This is a genomic window from Gelidibacter sp. (genome assembly GCF_039916245.1).
Taxonomy (GTDB): domain Bacteria; phylum Bacteroidota; class Bacteroidia; order Flavobacteriales; family Flavobacteriaceae; genus Gelidibacter.
Window position 1 is genome coordinate 1 of record NZ_JBDSLS010000223.1, and the last position, 21307, is coordinate 21307.

At 36.7% G+C, this 21307-nt stretch carries 22 protein-coding genes; 11 read left to right on the forward strand and 11 right to left on the reverse strand.

What is annotated here, in order from left to right; all coding sequences use genetic code 11:
- Positions 1-312: 312 nt before the first annotated feature.
- The 7 genes from ABIQ28_RS11785 to ABIQ28_RS11815 all read right to left on the reverse strand — a co-directional run bounded on the left by ABIQ28_RS11785 (position 313) and on the right by ABIQ28_RS11815 (position 7884).
- On the reverse strand, positions 313-657 hold the full coding sequence (locus ABIQ28_RS11785; protein ID WP_348037533.1) for a DUF5118 domain-containing protein: 345 nt from the start codon (positions 655-657) through the stop codon (positions 313-315).
- Positions 658-741: 84 nt separating this feature from the next.
- On the reverse strand, positions 742-3417 hold the full coding sequence (locus ABIQ28_RS11790) for a DNA gyrase/topoisomerase IV subunit A (protein WP_348037535.1): 2676 nt from the start codon (positions 3415-3417) through the stop codon (positions 742-744).
- A 10-nt stretch (positions 3418-3427) separates the two neighbouring features.
- Positions 3428-3910, reverse strand: coding sequence for a hypothetical protein (locus ABIQ28_RS11795; RefSeq protein ID WP_348037537.1), 483 nt, complete (start codon positions 3908-3910; stop codon positions 3428-3430).
- Positions 3900-5765: a DNA topoisomerase IV subunit B gene (locus tag ABIQ28_RS11800; RefSeq protein ID WP_348037539.1), complete on the reverse strand. Its 1866-nt coding sequence runs from the start codon at positions 5763-5765 to the stop codon at positions 3900-3902. The genes ABIQ28_RS11795 and ABIQ28_RS11800 overlap by 11 nt, the downstream gene beginning before the upstream one ends.
- A 143-nt stretch (positions 5766-5908) precedes the next feature.
- The gene (locus tag ABIQ28_RS11805) at positions 5909-6064 is read right to left on the reverse strand and encodes a hypothetical protein (protein ID WP_348037541.1); all 156 of its coding nucleotides are present in this window, start codon (positions 6062-6064) and stop codon (positions 5909-5911) included.
- 217 nt (positions 6065-6281) lie between these two features.
- Complete coding sequence (ychF, locus tag ABIQ28_RS11810) at positions 6282-7376, reverse strand: redox-regulated ATPase YchF (protein WP_348037543.1); 1095 nt, start codon at positions 7374-7376, stop codon at positions 6282-6284.
- A gap of 154 nt (positions 7377-7530) precedes the next feature.
- On the reverse strand, positions 7531-7884 hold the full coding sequence (locus ABIQ28_RS11815; RefSeq protein ID WP_348037545.1) for a 4Fe-4S dicluster domain-containing protein: 354 nt from the start codon (positions 7882-7884) through the stop codon (positions 7531-7533).
- A 188-nt stretch (positions 7885-8072) separates the two neighbouring features.
- Here ABIQ28_RS11815 and ABIQ28_RS11820 point away from each other — a divergent pair, with 188 nt between their 5' ends.
- The 8 genes from ABIQ28_RS11820 (at position 8073) to ABIQ28_RS11855 (ending at position 15877) form a co-directional block, all read left to right on the forward strand.
- A complete protein-coding gene (locus ABIQ28_RS11820) occupies positions 8073-9131 on the forward strand; it encodes an acyl-CoA reductase (protein ID WP_348037547.1) in 1059 nt (352 codons plus the stop codon).
- A 76-nt stretch (positions 9132-9207) separates the two neighbouring features.
- Positions 9208-10272, forward strand: coding sequence for a 3-phosphoserine/phosphohydroxythreonine transaminase (serC, locus tag ABIQ28_RS11825; protein WP_348037549.1), 1065 nt, complete (start codon positions 9208-9210; stop codon positions 10270-10272).
- 142 nt (positions 10273-10414) lie between these two features.
- On the forward strand, positions 10415-11377 hold the full coding sequence (locus tag ABIQ28_RS11830) for a D-2-hydroxyacid dehydrogenase (RefSeq protein ID WP_348037551.1): 963 nt from the start codon (positions 10415-10417) through the stop codon (positions 11375-11377).
- Positions 11378-11473: 96 nt separating this feature from the next.
- Positions 11474-12115: a DUF937 domain-containing protein gene (locus ABIQ28_RS11835; RefSeq protein WP_348037553.1), complete on the forward strand. Its 642-nt coding sequence runs from the start codon at positions 11474-11476 to the stop codon at positions 12113-12115.
- A gap of 128 nt (positions 12116-12243) precedes the next feature.
- Positions 12244-12675, forward strand: coding sequence for a DUF6146 family protein (locus ABIQ28_RS11840; protein WP_348037555.1), 432 nt, complete (start codon positions 12244-12246; stop codon positions 12673-12675).
- 38 nt (positions 12676-12713) lie between these two features.
- A complete protein-coding gene (locus ABIQ28_RS11845) occupies positions 12714-13211 on the forward strand; it encodes a DUF6787 family protein (RefSeq protein WP_348037557.1) in 498 nt (165 codons plus the stop codon).
- Entirely contained in the window at positions 13208-13546 is a 339-nt protein-coding gene (locus tag ABIQ28_RS11850; RefSeq protein WP_348037559.1) for a hypothetical protein, read from the forward strand. Before ABIQ28_RS11845 ends, ABIQ28_RS11850 begins: the two co-directional genes overlap by 4 nt.
- Before the next feature lie 102 nt (positions 13547-13648).
- On the forward strand, positions 13649-15877 hold the full coding sequence (locus ABIQ28_RS11855; RefSeq protein WP_348037561.1) for a TonB-dependent receptor: 2229 nt from the start codon (positions 13649-13651) through the stop codon (positions 15875-15877).
- Positions 15878-15968: 91 nt separating this feature from the next.
- Here the strand turns inward: ABIQ28_RS11855 and ABIQ28_RS11860 are convergent, their stop codons facing one another.
- Positions 15969-16247: a hypothetical protein gene (locus ABIQ28_RS11860; protein ID WP_348037562.1), complete on the reverse strand. Its 279-nt coding sequence runs from the start codon at positions 16245-16247 to the stop codon at positions 15969-15971.
- Positions 16248-16298: 51 nt separating this feature from the next.
- The gene (gene folE, locus ABIQ28_RS11865) at positions 16299-16895 is read right to left on the reverse strand and encodes a GTP cyclohydrolase I FolE (RefSeq protein ID WP_348037573.1); all 597 of its coding nucleotides are present in this window, start codon (positions 16893-16895) and stop codon (positions 16299-16301) included.
- Between the two features lie 404 nt (positions 16896-17299).
- Here folE and ABIQ28_RS11870 point away from each other — a divergent pair, with 404 nt between their 5' ends.
- A complete protein-coding gene (locus tag ABIQ28_RS11870; protein ID WP_348037564.1) occupies positions 17300-17974 on the forward strand; it encodes an ABC transporter ATP-binding protein in 675 nt (224 codons plus the stop codon).
- Here the strand turns inward: ABIQ28_RS11870 and ABIQ28_RS11875 are convergent.
- Positions 17964-18137 (reverse strand): hypothetical protein, encoded by a 174-nt coding sequence (locus tag ABIQ28_RS11875; protein ID WP_348037566.1) that lies wholly within the window; start codon positions 18135-18137, stop codon positions 17964-17966. The two genes, ABIQ28_RS11870 and ABIQ28_RS11875, sit on opposite strands and share 11 nt — an antisense overlap.
- On the reverse strand, positions 18124-18267 hold the full coding sequence (locus tag ABIQ28_RS11880; protein ID WP_348037567.1) for a hypothetical protein: 144 nt from the start codon (positions 18265-18267) through the stop codon (positions 18124-18126). The genes ABIQ28_RS11875 and ABIQ28_RS11880 overlap by 14 nt, the downstream gene beginning before the upstream one ends.
- A gap of 210 nt (positions 18268-18477) precedes the next feature.
- Between ABIQ28_RS11880 and ABIQ28_RS11885 the strand changes: the two genes are divergently transcribed.
- Both ABIQ28_RS11885 and ABIQ28_RS11890 read left to right on the forward strand, forming a co-directional pair.
- Positions 18478-19251 carry a TIGR02757 family protein gene (locus ABIQ28_RS11885; RefSeq protein ID WP_348037569.1) on the forward strand — a complete coding sequence of 258 codons (774 nt, stop codon included), beginning with the start codon at positions 18478-18480 and terminating at the stop codon, positions 19249-19251.
- Positions 19252-19636: 385 nt separating this feature from the next.
- Positions 19637-21118 carry a carboxypeptidase gene (locus tag ABIQ28_RS11890; RefSeq protein WP_348037571.1) on the forward strand — a complete coding sequence of 494 codons (1482 nt, stop codon included), beginning with the start codon at positions 19637-19639 and terminating at the stop codon, positions 21116-21118.
- Positions 21119-21307: the final 189 nt, after the last annotated feature.

The window sequence follows — 21307 nt, forward strand, 5'->3', positions numbered from 1 at the left end:
AATTCTGATAGTCTTGGTTATCTTGTTCTGTGAATTGCCTGTTCGAGCCACAGCCCAAAAGCACTGCAAATAGTCCACTAAATAATACGAATCGTTTCATAACCATTAAGTTAATAAATTTGATTGAGATTGGTTCATAAACTATTCCTATTTTTTCACTGTTCTCCAATACATAAAAGACAACACGTCAATTGTCTATTTTGACTTCTTTTTAATGTTATGTAAAGCGATCAAACTTATGTTAAAAACAAAGGGTTATTCACAGTTGCCCGTAAATAACCCCATTGTTACACTCTTCTCTTAATTTAGGTGCTATTTCGGATCCAAAATCAATTCAATACGCTTCACGGCATCCTGGTAATGGTGCAACTTCGCAATCCGGCTGACGAGCAGCATGTCCTTATTAAGTAGACTGTCCTGGATTTCAAAGAAATATTTGTCTTTGATTTTATGGATTTTAAATAAGCCTTCATCGGTTACAGCATCTTTAGTAATTACTTTGTCATAAGGTTTTATGGCCTCTTCCTTCTTTTTTTCAGGCGCGGGAGTTTCAACTTGATTTTTAGCTTTCTTATTGTTTTTTTTGGATTGCGCACTGGTGTTCATAGGATTGAGAAGACCTCCGACGAGAAGTGCAAAAAGACATAATTTCATCATAAGTTAATTTCGTTTTTTTAAGGTCCCTAAAGATAGAAATAATGTTTTTAATGAAAATTTCTATAAACAATATAGGTACAGAATTTAAAACAACCTCCCCTGTCCATTTTCTTCAACCTGCTCGTCGTCATCAGAATTGTCATCAGAATCCTCATCTAAATTAGATTTAGACACTTTTGGAGTTTCAACTTCTGAAATATCATCTTCATCTACAACCTCAATCTCTTCCGCAGGCAATTCTTCTGGAACTTCGTATGGCAATGGCTCCAATAAACTAATTTGGTTAACTTTATCTCTTGTCAATTGATTTCCTAAAGCCGTAATACCTTTGATACTGATAAATTCCTCAAGATTTACTTCCCAATTATCTTTTCGGTCTTTGCCGCGCTCTTTTGTAAATTCTACTTCAGCAATCGGTTTCCAATCGGTGGAAATAATTTCCAACCGCGATTTTGGATGATCGGAGATGAACAACTCTTCTTTACCCTCTTGCTCAATCAGAAAACGCTTCACATAATAGCGCTCTTTTTCTCCATCAAAATAAATGGCGGAAATTGGCTTTTTAGGGATCCATTTTTCCAGGACAATCATATCGTCATCAAAACGTGACGTTAATTCTGGCAAAATAGTTTTTACGATGCCCGATTGATTGATGATCAATAATCGATCTTCACCTCTAAACTCTCCAATCAGCTCGCCTCTTCCATCGGCGTTCAAACGCTGAACGGCATCATCATACCATATTTTACGAGGTTTTAAGGTAGAGATTCCCCGCTCTTTAAGTTCAATTTTCCGAATCGCGTGTTTAGTGACAACATTCCCTTTAGAATTTCGACCTTTAATGAGAATATCTGCAAAATCTAAATCCCATTTCAGCTTTTTGACACTTCCAACCTGTCTGAGGAAAATCGTGATGACTTCCGCCTCGCCATTGGGATTGGATGAGAAATACCACACCGTAGAGCCTTTATTGCCATTAGTCAAATCATATTCCCTATCGCGAGTGACGCCCATTACTGAAAAGCGCTTCACATAAGAAGGCCCTTTGGCCCCGTCGCGATACACCATATTATAAATGGTGCGCTTATCTTTTCTATTGAATACTTCAACATTAATGATATCCTTACCAACAAAGGTTTTAGCATCTACCTTAGTGACCATCATTTTACCGTCTCTCGTAAAAACAATAATATCATCAATATCACTACAATCACAGACGTATTCATCTCTTTTGAGCGAGGTACCTATAAAACCTTCTGCTTTATTGACATAAAGCTTTGTATTCCTGATCACTACTTTTGAGGCATCAACATCATCAAACAAACGGATTTCAGACAACCGTTCTCTCCCCTTGCCATACTCATTTTTAAGCCTTGTAAAATAGGCAATGGCATAGTCTATCAAATGCGCCAAATCGTGTTTTACTTGGGCGATTTGCTCTTCAAGAGCATCAATTTTTTGTTGCGCCTTATCAATATCAAATTTTGAGATCCGCTTAATTCTGATTTCTGTTAAGCGTTCTATATCTTCAGTGGTAATAGCACGTTTTAAATGCTTGATATGGGGTTGAAGACCGGCGTCAATAGCGTTTACAACACCTTCCCAAGTTTCTTCTTCCTCAATATCACGATAAATCCTGTTTTCGATAAAAATACGTTCTAAGGATGCAAAATGCCATTGTTCTTCAAACTCATCTAGCTTAAGTTCAAGATTTTGTTTTAAGAGCTGAACGGTATTATCCGTAGAATGACGCAACATTTCCGTTACTCCAACAAAAAGAGGTTTATTATCTTCAATAACGCAACCTAGCGGCGAAATTGACACCTCACAATTGGTAAATGCATATAAGGCATCAATTGTTTTATCAGGCGAAATTCCGGAAGGCAAATGCACTAAAATCTCGACTTTAGCGGCGGTATTATCTTCAATTTTCCTGACTTTAATCTTACCTTTCTCGTTCGCCTTTAAAATAGAGTCAATTAATGACGACGTATTGGTACTAAAAGGAATTTCAGTAATGACCAATGTGTTTTTGTCAAGTTGCGAAATTTTAGCCCTGACACGTACTTTTCCGCCACGCAAACCGTCTTTATAATCGGTGATATCAATAATTCCCGCGGTTGGAAAATCGGGGTAAATTGTAAATTTATTGCCTTTCAGATGCTTGATTGACGCATCAATCAACTCAATAAAGTTATGTGGTAATATTTTTGTAGAAAGTCCAACGGCAATCCCCTCGCCACCTTGCGCCAGCAATAAAGGAAACATAACCGGAAGGTTGACGGGCTCTTTTCGACGGCCATCATAAGACGATTGCCATTGGGTAATTTTTGGATTAAAAACGACATCTATCGCAAATTTTGACAAACGCGCTTCAATATAACGTGAAGCCGCTGCACTATCGCCGGTAAGGATATTTCCCCAGTTACCTTGCGTATCAATCAATAAATCCTTTTGACCAATTTGCACCATGGCATCCGCAATACTGGCATCGCCATGGGGATGGTATTGCATGGTATGTCCAACAATATTGGCCACTTTATTATAGCGTCCATCATCCAAATCCTTCATAGATTGCATGATTCGACGTTGAACAGGCTTAAATCCGTCTTCAATAGCTGGGACAGCACGCTCTAGAATAACATAAGAAGCGTAGTCCAAAAACCAATCCTTAAACATCCCGGTAACTCTTGTAATGGTTTCACTTTTTGAGTTTTCCTGAATATTTTCATCTTCATTATGTAAGTGATCTTCTTCCAATGTAAGTGTATTAATTAGTAGGTTTTATATTATTTTTGACCATTTTACTTAGAGATTGTCTAATATATCGTCTTTTCTTTTTGGTTACCAAAGTCACATTAAATGATTCCTTTTTGGTATGTCCTTTGGAGTTTTTGATATAAAGGGTCAAACTTTTATAGACAAAATAATTTTTAAATTTAAAGGCCATTAACCGCGATTTATCAAATTCTAATTGATGTTCCCGATAATTGAAATAATCTGACATCAAAAGTCCTTTATTAATAACCATGACTTTTTTGCCATCACTATCGTATTCAAAATATTTTGAAACGGCATGAACAGAAAAAAACAAGATCAAGAATCCGACAAAAAGAAAAAGAAAAGTCAACATTGGACTTGGCGTCAAATGGCTGAAGGCACTGAATACAGTCGCCAACAAAATGGCAAGCACAATCAGTATAAAATAGACTGAAACAATAGTGTTTTTAACCTTGGCATTATTAGTTCTCATGAACCTCCTCCACTATATCTAATTCTACTTTCAGATTGTCAATAATAAATTCTTGTCGGTCGGGTGTGTTTTTGCCCATGTAAAATTCAAGTAAGGCTTCGATGGACATTTCTTTATCCAACATTACAGGATCCAGACGAATGCTCTCTCCGATAAAATTGACAAATTCATCTGGCGAGATTTCCCCAAGACCTTTAAATCGGGTAATTTCTGGTTTTGGCTTTAATTTTTCAATAGCATCGCGACGTTCTTGCTCAGAATAACAGTAAATGGTTTCTTTTTTATTTCTGACCCTAAACAAGGGCGTTTGCAAAATATAGAGATGCCCTTCCTTGATCAATTCTGGAAAAAATTGCAAGAAGAAGGTAATCAGTAATAAGCGAATATGCATCCCGTCCACGTCGGCATCTGTTGCTATGACGATATTGTTGTAGCGTAAATCCTCAATAGATTCTTCAATATTTAAAGCGGCCTGAAGCAAATTGAATTCCTCATTTTCATAAACAATCTTTTTGCTCATGCCATAAGAATTCAAAGGTTTACCCCTTAAACTAAATACCGCTTGGGTATTTACATCCCGTGATTTCGTAATACTTCCAGATGCAGAATCACCCTCTGTAATAAACAAAGTAGACTCTAAATATCGGTCGTTTTTAATGTCTCCAAAATGCACCCGGCAATCCCGTAATTTTTTATTGTGCAAGTTCGATTTTTTAGCGCGGTCTTTTGCGAGCTTTCTAATACCTGACAATTCTTTACGCTCACGTTCTGCCTGAAGGATTTTACGTTGGATTTTTTCAGCCGTTTCAGGATTTTTATGTAAAAAGTTATCTAATTGCGTTTTTACGAAGTCGTTGACGAACGTTCTTACGGATGGTAAATCGCCTCCCATATCTGTAGAACCCAATTTGGTCTTAGTTTGACTTTCAAAAATAGGTTCCATAACCTTTACAGCAATGGCAGTAACCACAGATTTCCGAACGTCGGACGCGTCATAGTTTTTACCGTAAAACTCTCTGATTGTTTTTACCAAAGCCTCTCGATAAGCCGCTAAATGCGTCCCTCCTTGCGTGGTGTTTTGTCCGTTTACAAACGAATAATACTCCTCACTATACTGTGTTTTACTATGCGTTAAAGCAATCTCTATATCTTCTCCTTTAAGATGGATGACAGGATACGTCATATCTGACTCGCTGATGTTTTCTTCCAACAAATCTTTCAATCCATTCTCACTATAATATTTTTCGCCGTTGAAAATAATCGTCAAACCTGTGTTCAAATACACATAGTTTTTAAGCATTTTCTCAACATATTCGTTGCGATATTTATAATTCTTAAAAATTGCTTCGTCCGGAATGAACGATACTTTCGTGCCTTTTCGCCGTGAGGTATCATCCAATAATTCCTGATGGGTAAGGTTACCTTGTGAAAATTCTGCGGAAGCGGACTTATTATCACGTGTAGATTCTACGCGGAAGAAATTGGACAAGGCATTGACCGCCTTGGTACCCACACCATTAAGTCCCACTGATTTTTTGAACGCCCTGGAGTCATATTTTCCTCCCGTATTCATTTTGGAAACGACATCCACCACTTTACCAAGTGGAATACCACGGCCGTAATCGCGTACAATAACCTTATTGCCCTGAATGGAAATTTCAATGGTTTTTCCCGCTCCCATGACATACTCGTCAATGGAATTGTCCAAAACTTCTTTTAAAAGGATATAAATACCATCATCGGGAGACGAGCCGTCGCCAAGCTTACCAATATACATCCCAGGACGCATACGAATATGCTCTTTCCAATCGAGCGAACGTATATTATCTTCGGTATAGTCGGTTTCTAAAGACATAATTAGGGGGAAATTTAGATAGGTTGCTAATATAAGATTTCGCTACAAACCATAAAACCCTTATATGTTAAAGTAATTAACAAAGTTTTAAAAATTGTAGACTGAGGATTTGGAGCTTGAAACTAGAAGTTTCTTTTTCTGATTTATTCGTTACTTTTTCCTTTAAATGTAAAATACAAAATAGGAATGATAAGAATTGCCAATGCAATAATTAAAGAGGTAATAAAAACGAATTTAAACACATAAAAAAGTACCACGAAAAAGATGATTGCTATAGCTAACCATAATATGATTTTCATAAATTTTCAATTTTGATCCAATTTTAAAGATACGTATAAAATTGATAATAAATGAAATATTGTTAATGCTGATGCTACAAAATAGTACTGTTTTAAGTTTGCATTTCGTAATAATTTCAAATATCTCAAAAAAAATGCAACTAATTAGACCTTAAGACATGCTTGCAGACAAACACTTAGCCTAATTAGTAGCAATTTTTAAGACTATCTAGACTTTCTAAACATTAAACAAGAAATGCATCACATCGCCGTCTTTCACAACGTAGTTTTTTCCTTCTACGCGCATTTTCCCTGCTTCTTTCACTTTGGCTTCACTACCTAAGGCTGAAAAATCCTCATATGCAATCACTTCAGCTCTAATAAATCCTTTTTCAAAGTCGGTATGGATCACGCCCGCTGCTTGTGGTGCAGTTGCGCCAACATCAACCGTCCAAGCGCGCACTTCCTTAACACCTGCCGTAAAATAGGTTTGCAGCTTTAAAAGTTTGTAAGCTGAACGAATTAATTTTGACGATCCTGGCTCCTCCAGACCGATGTCCTGCAAGAACATTTGACGTTCTTCATAGCTGTCCAATTCATTAATATCTGCTTCGGTACCGACTGCCAACACCAATATTTCGGCATTTTCATCCTTAACCGCTTCTCTTACTTGTTCCACATAAGCGTTGCCTGTTGCAGCCGATCCTTCATCTACGTTACAAACATACATGACTGGTTTATCTGTGATAAATTGTGACGGCGCTACAAACTCATCATAATCTTCCTTTTCAAATTCCAAAGCTCTGATAGAAGTTCCTGCTTCTAAAGCGGATTTAATTTTCAGTAAAACAGCTTCTTCTTTTTGCGCTTCTTTGTTTCCGGTTTTGGCCGCACGTTTTACCTTTTCAAGTTTTTTATCAACGGTTTCCAAATCCTTCAACTGGAGCTCCATATCAATCGTTTCCTTGTCTCTAATAGGATTTACGCTGCCATCCACATGGATGATGTTGTCATTGTCAAAACAACGCAACACGTGCAAAATAGCATCGGTTTCTCTGATGTTTGCCAAGAATTGATTCCCTAAACCTTCGCCTTTACTAGCGCCTTTTACCAAGCCTGCAATATCAACAATCTCTACGGTAGCAGGTTGTACGCGTACAGGTTTTACCAAAGCCTCCAGACGCTCCAAGCGTGGATCTGGAATATTGACAATACCAATATTTGGCTCAATGGTGCAAAACGGAAAGTTGGCACTTTGCGCTTTAGCGTTAGATAAACAGTTAAAAAGGGTTGATTTCCCTACGTTTGGTAATCCTACAATTCCGGCTTTCATTGAAAAACTTGTATTTGGTTCCCGCATCAGCAGGAATCTCATTAAAAAAATCGCATTTTTTTGCGACTGCAAATTTAGTCAATTATCTGAATTATTTGCATAAAAAAATCCCAAGCTATACTTGGGATTTTTCACTCCTATATTTTATGTCTAATCAACCTTCAGGGTGCATAAAACGCTGTTTTCCTAAAAGTTGATCTTCGGTTTCCATATGTTCGTCATCAGGTACACAACAATCTACAGGACATACGGCCGCACATTGTGGCTCCTCATGAAAGCCTTTACATTCCGTGCATTTATCCGGAACAATATAGTAAATCTCATCACTGATAGGCTCTTGCGACTCTTCAGCATCGACTTCCTTGCCATCAGGAAGCACCACTTTCCCTTTTAAACTTGTACCATCCTTATATCTCCAATCGTCCGCACCTTCATAAATTGCAGTGTTTGGGCACTCTGGCTCACATGCACCGCAGTTTATACATTCATCTGTTATTATAATTGCCATAGCATCTTAATCTTTAAAAAATTTAATCTTAGAAAAATTTGATGAGATTTTATGGGTTTTAATGCGATTTTTCAATCCTTTTAAATCCATTTAGAAAAAGTTAAGACTTAAATAAATCTCGCTTCATTTCATTTTTCTAACTTTGCGATGCAAAAATAACGCCAAAACTATTCATAACCAAATACAGAATGGATTTACAACAAAGAATTAACGCTTTTGTAAAACTGGGGGAATTTATCCAACAATTTTCAACTGAAAGCTTTAAAACAAACGAAAATATCACAGGAAACGATTTGTTTTTTGATGGCTTTAAACATCAAATCAAATTGGCGCATGAGCACAATGGCTGGTTCACTAAAGAGAACATTTGCTTTTCCTTAAATGGATGGTCTAAGTCGTTGACAGACGTATCGATTAATGAATGGATAGCAAAGTATAGCTTTAATGATATAACCCCTAAAAAAGTCGCCATAATCATGGCTGGAAACATTCCTTTAGTTGGTTTCCACGACTTTTTATCTGTTCTGATTTCGGGACATGACGTTGTGGTGAGACAATCTTCAAATGACAAACATCTGCTGCCCTATTTAGCCAAGTATTTAGAACATATTGAACCAGCATTTAAAGGAAAAATTAAATTTACGGAAGAAAAATTAACCGATTTTGATGCCGTAATCGCAACTGGCAGTGATAATACTGCGCGTTATTTTGAGCATTATTTTAAAGGAAAACCTTCCATTATCAGAAAAAACAGAAATTCGGTCGCCATTTTGACAGGCGAAGAAACTGACGAAGAAATGAAATCACTTTCTGAAGATATTTTTAGATATTATGGCTTAGGCTGCAGGAACGTTTCGAAATTATTTGTGCCCAACGGCTATAATTTCGACGCCTTCTTTAAGGGGGTTTATGAATGGCATCCTATCATCAATCAACATAAATACGCTAACAATTATGATTATAATAAGGCTGTTTATATTATGAGTGAATTTGATCTGTTGGAAAATGGCTTTTTAATGATCAAGGAAGATACAAGCTACAGCTCCCCCATTGCCACCTTGTTTTACGAATATTACAATGACAATAATGCCTTAAAACAACAGCTTAAAGACATCGAAAATAACATTCAATGCATCGTATCTAAAGGGATTACGGATAATTCTGTGGCTTTCGGTCAAACACAATTTCCGCAGCTATGGAATTATGCTGATAACGTTGACACTATTGCATTTTTATTAAAATTGTAGTTAATAAATTATCATTTTATTGCCATCATTTACTTTTGAATTTAGCACCTTTGTATCTCTGAAAAAATAAAAACCAATGAAAATACATAATTTTAGCGCCGGACCGTCAATTTTACCTCAAGAGGTCCTAAAAAAGGCTTCCGAGGCAGTTATTGACTTCAATAATATGGGATTATCCTTATTGGAAATTTCACATCGAAGTAAACACTTTGTAGATGTTATGGAGAATGCCAGAGCTTTAGCTTTGGAGCTATTAGGTCTGCAAGGAAAAGGCTACCAAGCCTTGTTTTTACAAGGTGGAGCGAGCATGCAGTTTGTTATGGCGGCCCAAAACTTATTGGAAAAACGTGCAGGCTACTTGAATACAGGTACCTGGAGCACAAATGCCATTAAAGAAGCTAAGATTTATGGTGAGATCGTGGAAGTAGCCTCTTCAAAAGATGCTGGTTTCAACTACATTCCTAAAGGCTATTCTATTCCTTCAAATTTTGATTATTTCCATTGCACTTCCAACAACACTATTTTTGGGACACAGATGCACAAATTCCCGAAGTCGCCAATTCCAATGGTTTGCGACATGAGTAGTGATATTTTTTCACGTGAATTGGATTTTTCTAAATTTGATCTCATTTATGCAGGTGCACAAAAAAACATGGGTCCTGCAGGAACAACTTTGGTCGTTGTTAAAGAAGATATTTTAGGTAAAGTGTCACGCAAAATGCCGGCCATCTTGAATTATCAAGAACATATTGCTAAAGAAAGCATGTACAATACGCCTCCAGTTTATGCAGTGTATACTTCTATGCTCACTTTGGAATGGCTTAAAAACCTAGGCGGCATCAAAGCGATTGAAAAAGTTAACGAAATGAAAGCACGCGTTCTTTATTCTGAAATTGATCTCAATCCGTTGTTTAAGGGCTATGCTGCTAAGGACGACCGTTCAATGATGAATGCAACCTTCACTTTGGGCAATGATAAATTAAAAGAAACCTTTGAAACCATGTTGAAAGAAGCTGGCATCAGTGGCTTAAGTGGCCATAGAAGTGTTGGCGGCTATAGAGCTTCCATGTACAATGCCTTGCCTTTAGATAGTGTTAAGGCACTGGTAGAAGTCATGAGCGAATTGGAGGCGAAAGCTTAAATTAGGTTGGCAGTCAATAGTTGGCAATCAGCAATTGGCAGAAAGTTTTTCTTAAAAAAAAAACATTAAAAATATATTTTGGATTCGATCTTTGAAGTGAATCAATTTTAAATTTTGAACCTTAAATTTTAAATCTAAAAAGATGAAGATATTAGCAAACGATGGAATTTCACAAAGCGGTATTGACGCCTTAAAGGCAGCCGGAATTGAAGTGATTACAACTACAGTGGCCCAAGAACAACTAGTCAATTATATTAATGAACATCATATCGATGTATTGTTGGTAAGAAGCGCTACCATGGTAAGAAAAGATATTATTGATGAGTGCCCAGGCCTTAAAGTCATTGGTCGTGGTGGCGTAGGCATGGACAATATTGATGTGGATTATGCACGTAGCAAAGGTCTACAGGTTATCAATACACCTGCTGCCTCATCGCAATCTGTTGCAGAATTAGTGTTTGCACATTTGTTTGGAGGTGTAAGATTCTTGCACGATGCGAACAGAAATATGCCTTTAGATGGCGATTCAAAATTTAACGCGCTTAAAAAGAACTATGCTAAAGGCACCGAATTAAGAGGTAAAACTCTAGGAGTCGTTGGTTTTGGTCGTATTGGACGGGAAGTTGCCAAAATCGCTCTTGGCGTAGGCATGAAAGTCATTGCGAGCGATATGTTTGTTGATAAAGCAACCATTAAAGTTGATTTTTTCGATGGTCAGTTTGTGGATTTCGAAATTAGTACTGTGCCGATGGAAGATATCCTTAAGCAATCAGATTTCATCACGTTGCACGTCCCGGCACAAGAGGGCTATGTAATTGGCACCAAAGAATTTGATCAAATGAAAAATGGCGTGGGCATTGTAAATGCTGCTCGTGGCGGCGTCATTGATGAAGTTGCACTTGTACAGGCCTTGGAAAATGGAAAAGTGGCTTTTGCTGGATTGGACACATTTGAAAGTGAGCCAACACCGGCCATTCAAGTATTAATGAATGGAAGAATATCCTTAACTCCTCATATTGGTGCAGCGACTAATGAAGCCCAGGATCGCATTGGGACGGAATTAGCCTCTCAAATAATCAGTATTTTAAAATCTGAAACCGCTTAAAACTTATTAACATAAACCCTATAAAAATGCTTACAACTACCAATGTTGTGAGCATTTTTTTGTAATTTAACTCATTGAACTATAAATCAATTAATTATGTCTGGAATATTAGATATTTTAAATAGCGACCTTGGAAAATCTTTGGTTAGCGGCGTGGCGGCTCATACCAATCAGCCACAAGACAAGGCGCATGAAGTTTTATCAATGGCATTACCTGTTTTAATGACGGCCATGAAACGTAACGTCTCTTCTCCAGAAGGTGCGCAAGGCTTATTAAATGCCATAACAACTCAACATGACGGGAGTATTCTAAGCAACCTTAGCGGATTATTTAGTGGTGGTGTTGATGATAGCGTTACTGCTGACGGCAGCAAAATTTTAGGTCATGTCCTTGGTAACAAACAAGGTAACGTAGAACAAGCGATCAGCCTTAAATCTGGGATTGACGCCAGTTCTGTGGCGCAAATTTTAAAGGTTGCAGCTCCAATTTTAATGGGACTGTTGGGCAATCAAGCCAAACAACAAAATGTTAATAGCCCAGGTGGATTGGACGGCTTATTAGGCGGTCTTTTAGGTGGAGGTTCTAAAAATAATCAACAAAGTTTCTTAGAGTCCATTCTTGACGCGAATAAAGACGGAAGCATCATTGACGATGTTGCTGGAATGTTTTTAGGAGGAGACAAAAAGAAAGGTGGGCTTGGAGGTCTCCTTGGAGGTATGTTTGGAGGAAAAAGTTAAGCTCTAAAAAATTATTCATAACTCACAAAAGTCATGCTCCTTTAAGTATAGCTTTTTTTATTCGAAAAATATCAAACGAGAAATTAGTAGGCATAATTTTTGTAACTTATTGAGTAAATTAATAAATCATGAAATCAATTGCGACCCTGCTATTATTAGGATTAATCCTTGTATCCTGTAACAGTTCTAAATCTGCTATAAAGAAACCTTCAAATAGCAATGTTGCAGTTCAAGATACAGTCAGAATAGCCAACGATTCCTTAGAGTATGAAATTCTCATCATTGAACCAGGCTTCAATTCCTGGCTGGCTTCTACAGCAAAACCTGAAGGATTTTATTCCCAAGAATATCTAGAAAACCGAAATAGACTTTATGTCATGGAATGGAACCAAAGAGTGTTGCAACCCCAACGTTATAACCCCAATTTATATGAACTTCAAATAGATTATGATCCAAACATCAACTATGGTTACGAGGTCAATTATAAACTCTATAATTACTTCATCTACTTCCAGTTAACCTACAACCAGAGATTAGGGCCTTTTGTTCCGCGTATTTAAAGGAAATTTGAAGTATCTTTGCACCGCAAAAATGTGTCATGGATAATTTTAAACAAAACTGGCAAATACAACGGAACTGGCAATTGCTTTTTCCTGTACTTGGTATTCTTATTTTAGGTTATTGCTCTTACAGACTCGCTGATGTAATTGTTGGCGGCATTAATTTATTTTTGGTATTAATCGCGTCTATCGTTATATTTTCATTGCTTCTTAAGCTGACTCTGTTTTCATTTAAAAAACTAGAGCGCAAATGGATTTTAGATTACAGATGGGAAATGATTCGCGTATTTATTGTTTTTTCGATAACCGGATCCTCTTCAGTTTTTGTTGGAAAACCCGTTATGGCACTCATCGGAATTACTAAAGACAACTTAAACACTGGTGTTTACTGGACTTTATACATTGTAGTTGGACTGCTTTTTTATCAAGTCCTATTGATCTTTTTTGGATGGCTATTTGGTCAGTTCAAATTCTTCTGGGAGTTTGAAAAGAAAATGTTGAGTAGATTTGGATTTAAAAGGTTTTCTAATCAATGATTTTTTTAAGGCAACATATCGCATTTAGAGTATTAACCCTCATTATTGTGGTGACACTTCTTTTGCCTTCTGCCGTAAAACTAATGCACATTTTTGAAAAACATCAACACGAAGTGTGTTATGGCGAAGCGGATTCGCATTTTCATACCTTTGATATTGATTGTGAATTTTACAAGTTCAAACTAAACATTCCCTTTACCATTCCTGAAAAAGATGACGTTTTAATCGCCTATAATGAGATTTTAACTGTTCCAACTAAAGATTATAGCTTTCTTAGCGAATATCAAAGACTTCACTTTTCACTTCGAGGTCCCCCTGCAATTAATTTAATCTAAATTATTCTGAAATCAATTCAGATTCTATTTCTGAAGAAATTGAGAATCACTTTCTGAAGAAATTCAGATTTCATCTGTATTAAATTAATTCAAAACATAATTATGAAATATATATTCAATGCATTGCTCTTACTGGCAGTGTCGTCCATTTACTCCCAAAACACCCTAAGTGGTAGCGTAGTAGAAAAAAATTCAAAAGAACCTTTAATCTTCGCAAATATCTATTTGCCACAACTCGAAAAAGGAACCACAACAGACCTAAAAGGAAATTATACGATCTCCAATATTCCAAATGGCACATACTCCATCGTCGTTTCAATAATAGGTTATGAAACATTTTCGCAGAATGTTAATTTCCCATCCGCCACGAATCTAAACATCGCACTGATTCCATCGGCCATCGAAATGGAAGAAATTATCATTTCAACACCTTTTCATAAACTTCAGAGTGAAAATGTGATGATGGTAGAACGTAAAACCATTGCCAATTTAAAAGCGAAAGGTGCAGTAACCTTAGCTGATGGTCTCACAACTATTGCTGGTGTAGAAAGCATAACTACCGGTGTGAGTATTGGAAAACCGGTCATAAGAGGATTAAGTTCCAATCGTGTTTTAGTGTACACACAAGGGGTACGATTAGAAAATCAACAATTCGGCGATGAACATGGCCTAGGCTTGAGCGATGCAGGAATTGAAAGTGTCGAAGTCATTAAAGGTCCGGCGTCCCTACTATACGGCAGTGATGCGCTTGGCGGCGTGCTTTATTTAAATCCTGAACGATTTGCCCAAGTAAACAGTGATAAAGCCGATGCCAGCTACAACTATTTTAGCAATACCAAAGGCTTTAACACCGATGCAGGTTATAAAGCTTCTGGAGAACATTTCAAATTTTTATTCAGAGGAAGTCTTGCTGAGCATGCCGATTACAACACGGCAGATTACCGAGTAACCAACAGCCGATTCAGAGAACAGGATTTTAAAGCAGGCTTGGGTTATCAAAAATCCAATTTTAAAACTGAAGTGCGCTACAACGTCAATAATTCGAAACTTGGAATTCCTGATGAGATTGGCGAACAAACAACAGATAAGACGCCCTTACTGCCTTTTCAGGAGATTACCAATCATGTGTTAAGTTCAAAATCGACCGTCTTTTTTAATAATTCGAGTTTAGATGTCAGTTTAGGATTGCTTTATAATGATCGCAAAGAATTTGAAGACCATCATCATCACGACCATGACGACCATGACGATCTCGATGATGAAGATCACGACGATCATGAGGATTTGGAAGCAGCACTGCACATGAAATTAAAAACTTTTAATTACGATATCAAATATAATCTGCCAACCCTTGGTAAATTTGAAACTATTGTTGGTGTTCAAGGAATGACCCAAAGCAATTACAATTATGGAGAAGAACAATTAATTCCAAATGCTACGACCAATGATCTTGGATTTTTGGCAACCTCACACATTCATTTTGAAAATTCTGACATTCAAATTGGAGCACGTTTTGACCACAGAACAATTGACGTGATTTCTGGTTTAAATAAAGATTTCTCCAGCTTTAATGGCGCGCTGGGCTATAAAACAAAGATTGCTAAACTGATCACGACCAGAATTAATTTCGCTTCGGGGTATAGAGCTCCAAATTTGGCTGAACTTACTTCTGATGGCACTCATGAAGGTACTAACCGTTATGAGATAGGAAATGAAAATCTGAAAAACGAACAAAATTTTCAAGTAGATTTGGCTTTGGAGTATAAAAATGAACATATTGAAGTTTTTGCCAATGCTTTTTATAATAAAGTGAATAATTATATTTTCATTTCGCCAAACGGAGAGCTTATCGAAAACACGCCTGTTTATAATTATTTACAGGAAGATGCCAATTTGTATGGTGGCGAAATTGGATTGCACATCCACCCACATCCTCTTGATTGGTTGCACTTTGAAAGCAGTTTTGAAACGGTTACTGGAAAGCAAAAAAATGACAGCTACTTGCCACTCATTCCTTCCAATTCCCTGTCAAACACACTTCGCATTGAGTTCGACACAAAATCTGTACAAAAAATTTATGCTTTTGTGAGACTGAATACCAATTTCAAACAATCTAATATCAGTGCGTTTGAAACCACAACAGATGGCTACAATCTGTTAGGGGCTGGTTTTGGAGGGACCATCAATCTTTTCAAAAATAACCTGGACATTAGAGTTTCGGGAAGCAACTTGACGGATAAAAAGTATATCAATCATCTGTCGCGTTTAAAATCAGAAGGCCTCTACAATATTGGGAGAAATATCAATGTAGGATTGACCTATAACCTATAATCTCGCTAACACCTTTTCAGATTTTTAAAAACAAAAAAGGCTAATAGCCCTAAAACTAAAAATCCCTTTCAGCAATTGAAAGGGATTTTTCTTATTTTACTTTTACTTCTATAAGTTTTGGCTTTTTGCTAAACACATAAGTATAGAACCACATGATTGTAAAGGACGGAATAATATCAAAACCTGGTAATATTTCCTCAATAAAAGAAAATATCCCTGCTATCCTACCTTTTCTGCCCGCATACATTTTTGACATTAAGAGTCCTGAAACAGGAGCCCAAATAATATCAATAAAAGTGATCATTCCGATAAGGTCAAAAACGATACCCAAGACCAACTTTTTATTTTTGCTTAAGTTTTCTAACTTCATTTTATAAAGATTAATTGAACTTATTTACACAAAAAATATACCAAAATATGTTTAGGAAAATTTATTGCTGATCAATTTTAAAAACTCATTTCGTGTTTCATTTTGTTCAAACTGTCCTCTAAATCCGGAAGTTGTGGTCACTGAATTTTGTTTTTGAACTCCACGCATCATCATACACATATGTGAAGCCTCAATAACAACGGCGACCCCTTGAGGTTGCAGCGTATCATTGATGCAATCCAAAATTTGTTTTGTTAAACGTTCTTGAACTTGTAGACGTCTTGCAAATATGTCCACAATTCTTGGTAATTTACTCAACCCGACAATATATCCTTTGGGAATATAGGCAATATGAGCCTTTCCAAAAAACGGTAAGATATGATGCTCGCAAAGAGAATACACCTCAATATCCTTAACAATGACCATTTCATTATAGGATTCCTTAAACATCGCACTTTTCAAAATTTCAGCGGCATCTTGATGATAGCCTTGCGTCAAAAACTGCATCGCCTTGGAAGCGCGTTCTGGAGTTTTCAACAGTCCTTCTCTGCTAACATCCTCACCCAGCTCTTGAAGAATGTATTTATATCTTTCTTTAATTTCTTCAGTGACTTTGATGTCGTATGCTTCAAAATGGTCGTAAGGCATCTTTTCTTTTTTAGAGTTCATATAAAAATACAGCATAAAAATGAAAAGTAAACTATAAAGCGAGTTTTACAATCAATTCATTTTTCAAATATATGCGAAGGACGTTCCCATGGATTTAAATAATATTTCGAGTTAAAGGGATGGATTTCTCTTATAAGCAGGATAGATTGCGAATCTGATCTGTGTGAATTAGAAAGTTCTGCGGGAGAAAACCTTCTGGATTGCCATATCTTATTTATGATTGATGGAAATTGGCTTCGTTCTTATTACCTGAACCTACAAGACGAGATTCCCGCTTTATTCTTTGTTCATATTTTATACATCGGATTGATGAATCTTTGATTACACTGGAATTTATTGTACAACAGCAAACAAAATGCTACCTTGCTTTCCTTTTTTAGTCTATGATAAAAGCAACCAATATCCATAAATATTACGATGATCTTCATGTTCTTAAAGGGGTCAGTCTTAACATTCAAAAAGGCGAAATAGTCTCCATCGTAGGAGCTTCAGGCGCCGGAAAGACAACTTTACTGCATATTTTAGGGACCTTGGACAGAGCTTCCACCAAGGAACAGAGCACATTGCACATCAATGATATTGATATCATGAACCTAACGGATAAAAATCTGGCGAAGTTTAGAAACGAGCATATTGGTTTTATCTTTCAGTTTCATCAATTACTGCCTGAATTTACAGCATTAGAAAATGTGTGCCTTCCGGCGTTTATAAAAAAAACCTCTAAAATTGAGGCTGAAAAACGCGCCAAAGAACTACTGGACTTTTTAGGATTAAGTCACAGATACCATCACAAGCCAGGAGAATTGTCAGGTGGCGAACAGCAGCGCGTAGCAGTTGCCAGAGCCTTGATCAATAACCCAGAGTTGATTTTTGCCGATGAACCATCAGGAAATTTAGATAGCGAAAGTGCTGAAAACCTTCATAATCTTTTCTTTAAACTTCGTGATGAGTTCGGCCAAACCTTCGTCATCGTGACTCATAATGAGGAGTTAGCTGACATGGCGGACCGGAAGTTGGTTATGGTAGACGGAAAAATTGTAAGCGGACTTATTTTATAATTGGAATAATATCCACAATTCTATCAATTAAATTGCTGATGGCGCCTCCTAATTTGTGTCCACTTTTATAAAGCGAAACATGACCTAAAACATTGTCAAAATTAGTGATTGAGTTGCTTACAACGTTTAAAGTTGAATCTACAATGTCATTAGTATCGTCCATAATCTGAGTTTTTACGTTTATCTTGATGGTCTTTTAAATCATTGATGGCATCCTTGCCTAATTTCGTCCCAACGCCAATGGCAAAAAGGGCAACCGCTGATTTTAAACCAAATTTTATAAGAGATTTCATTTGTGTCAAATTTTAAAGAGATCCTCTAATTTAACCAATTAAAAGGACACCAAAAACATAAAACCGAATTGAGGTTAAAATAATTGTGATAGCGTTAAACTGAATTTACTCGATCTTGCAAAATTGATTTCCGTATATTTAGTTTATGGCAAGAAGATTGCTGATATTTAAATTATTAATTCTACAAATTATATTTTTTTGCAAAAACCAATGAAAAAACAAGAACTCAAAGAGTTTTTGGACGCCAAAGTTTTACAGTATAACCATCCGCGGTTTATTGAAAGTGATCCTATCCAAATTCCCCATCAATTTTCAAAAAAAGAAGATATTGAAATTGCAGGTTTTTTAACAGCCACCATTTCTTGGGGAAACCGAAAAAGCATTATTACAAATGCCAATAAAATGATGGCCATGCTAGACCATTCGCCCTACGATTTTGTGAAAAACCATGAGTCTGATGATTTGGAGAAACTCAGATCGTTTGTACATAGAACTTTTAATGATGACGATTTCATACAATTCATAAAAAGTTTAAATCACATCTATACAAATCACGATGGATTGGAAGCCATATTTTCAAAACATGCAGAAGAATTTTCAATTCAGAAATCCATTCATCAGTTTAAAAGCAATTTTTTCGAGATTGAGCATTTGCGAAGAACCCAAAAGCATGTGAGCGATCCTTTAAAAAACTCAGCAGCTAAACGCATCAACATGTTTTTAAGATGGATGGTCAGAAATGATAATAACGGTGTCGATTTCGGCATCTGGAAGCAGCTCTCTCCTGCTCAATTATCCTGCCCATTAGACGTGCATTCGGGAAATGTGGCACGGGCCTTAGGCTTATTGCGAAGAACACAAAACGACGCCAAAGCTTTGGACGAACTTGACAAAGCTTTAAGGGAATTAGATAAAAATGATCCTGTCAAATATGATTTTGCACTTTTTGGCTTAGGGGTCTTTGAAGATTTCTCAAAATCCTAAAACAATAGCCTGCTTTTGACTATCTACAACATTTAAAAAGAACACGATGCAAATCTCCTAAGCTTGCTGAAAATGAGATTTTAAGCTTAAATATATTATCTGATTACCGACTACTTGACACGCTTCCTGAAGCAGATTATGACACTATAATCAATCTTCCATCCTGGATGAAAACAGAAAACCAAGCACTGGTATCGTTTTAAGCACCATAAAAAGTGTTGTCGGTAAACTAGGAGGCGAAATCAGTGTAACTGTAGAATTAGGCCAAGGAATTGTATTTACGTTTACTATAGCCAAATAAAAAAGTCTAAAATCGACTGATGAGATGTTTTCAAAATAGTTTTCAAAAAAACATCTTATATTTAAAGCTTAAAATTCTAACTACATGAAAAACCTCTTTTTACTATTAACATTACTGTCTACAGGCTTGCTCTTTTCACAAGTCAAAAAAATCCCTTTAGATACGATGGTTGTGACCAATCATACCGTAGCTATTAAAGGTCAAAATCTTTCTTACCAAGCCATTGCAGGAACGCAACCTGTTTGGAATGCAAAAGGCGAACCAATTGCCACTTTATTTTACACCTATTACAAAAAAAGCAATAGTGACAAGGAAAAACGACCTATCATCTTTTCATTTAACGGCGGCCCAGGCTCTGCATCGGCGTGGATGCACATTGCTTATACAGGCCCTGTGATTTTAAATATTGATGACGAAGGTTATCCAGTTCAACCTTATGGCGTTAAACCAAATCCACATTCTATTTTAGATGTTGCCGATATCGTTTTTATCGATCCTGTAAATACAGGATATTCCCGAATGGTTGAAGATAAAGACGGCAAATTGCCAGACAGAAAAACATTCTTCGGAATCAATGCGGATATTAAATATTTAGCAGAATGGATGAACACTTTTGTCTCCAGAAAAAACCGATGGGAATCGCCTAAATACTTAATCGGCGAGAGCTATGGCGGCCCAAGGGTTATGGGATTATCCAAAGAACTACAAAACAATCAGTGGATGTACTTGAACGGTGTTATTTTAGTATCGCCAGCCGATTATAAAATATACTCTACAGATCAACCTATTTATTCCGCTTTAAACTTGCCGTATTTTACTGCAGCCGCTTGGTATCAAAAAGCGCTTTCGCCTGCTTTACAGCAAAAGGATTTATTAGATATTTTACCTGAAGTAGAGACATATACTATTAACAATGTCATGCCAGCCATCGCTAAAGGAGGTTTTATATCAGAAACCGAAAGAAATCAGGTCGCTGAAAAAATGAGTCTGTATTCCGGATTGGACAAAGCTTCGATTATTGATCATAATATGAATATTCCAACCAATTTCTTCTGGAAAGAATTGTTACGTGATAAAGGTTATACGATCGGTAGATTGGATTCACGTTATCTAGGAATAGACAAAATGAACGCAGGAGATTCTCCTGATTATAACGCCGAATTAACCTCTTGGTTACATTCTTTTACGCCTGCTATCAACTATTACCTGCGTGAAGAGCTTAAGTTTAAAACCGACATTAAATACAATATGTTTGGCGATGTGCATCCTTGGGACAGACAATATGATAGCACACGTGATGGATTACGTCAAGCCATGGCTCAAAACCCGTATTTAAAAGTCTTGGTCCAATCAGGTTATTATGACGGCGCAACGACTTATTTTGCTGCAAAATACACAGTAGGACAAATGGACCCAAGCGGTCGAATGAAGGATCGTGTTTCTTTTAAAGGCTACAGAAGTGGTCATATGATGTATTTAAGAAAAGACGATTTAAAGACGGCCACAGAAGATATTCGGCAGTTTATCTTGGACTCTGCATCTAAAGGACAAGCCGCAAAATATTAAATAACCAAAAAGCCTGATAAATCAAATTATCAGGCTTTTTTATTTTAAGGCTTATCTCCTCAAATTGTTTTAAAAGTAAGTCAAAAATCATCTTCCTTGAGAAATTGATTTCATTTGGACTATGATATGAATATCATCCGAAATTTTAATCCTTGATTATTTCTTGCTATTAACATTCGCTAGTTATAA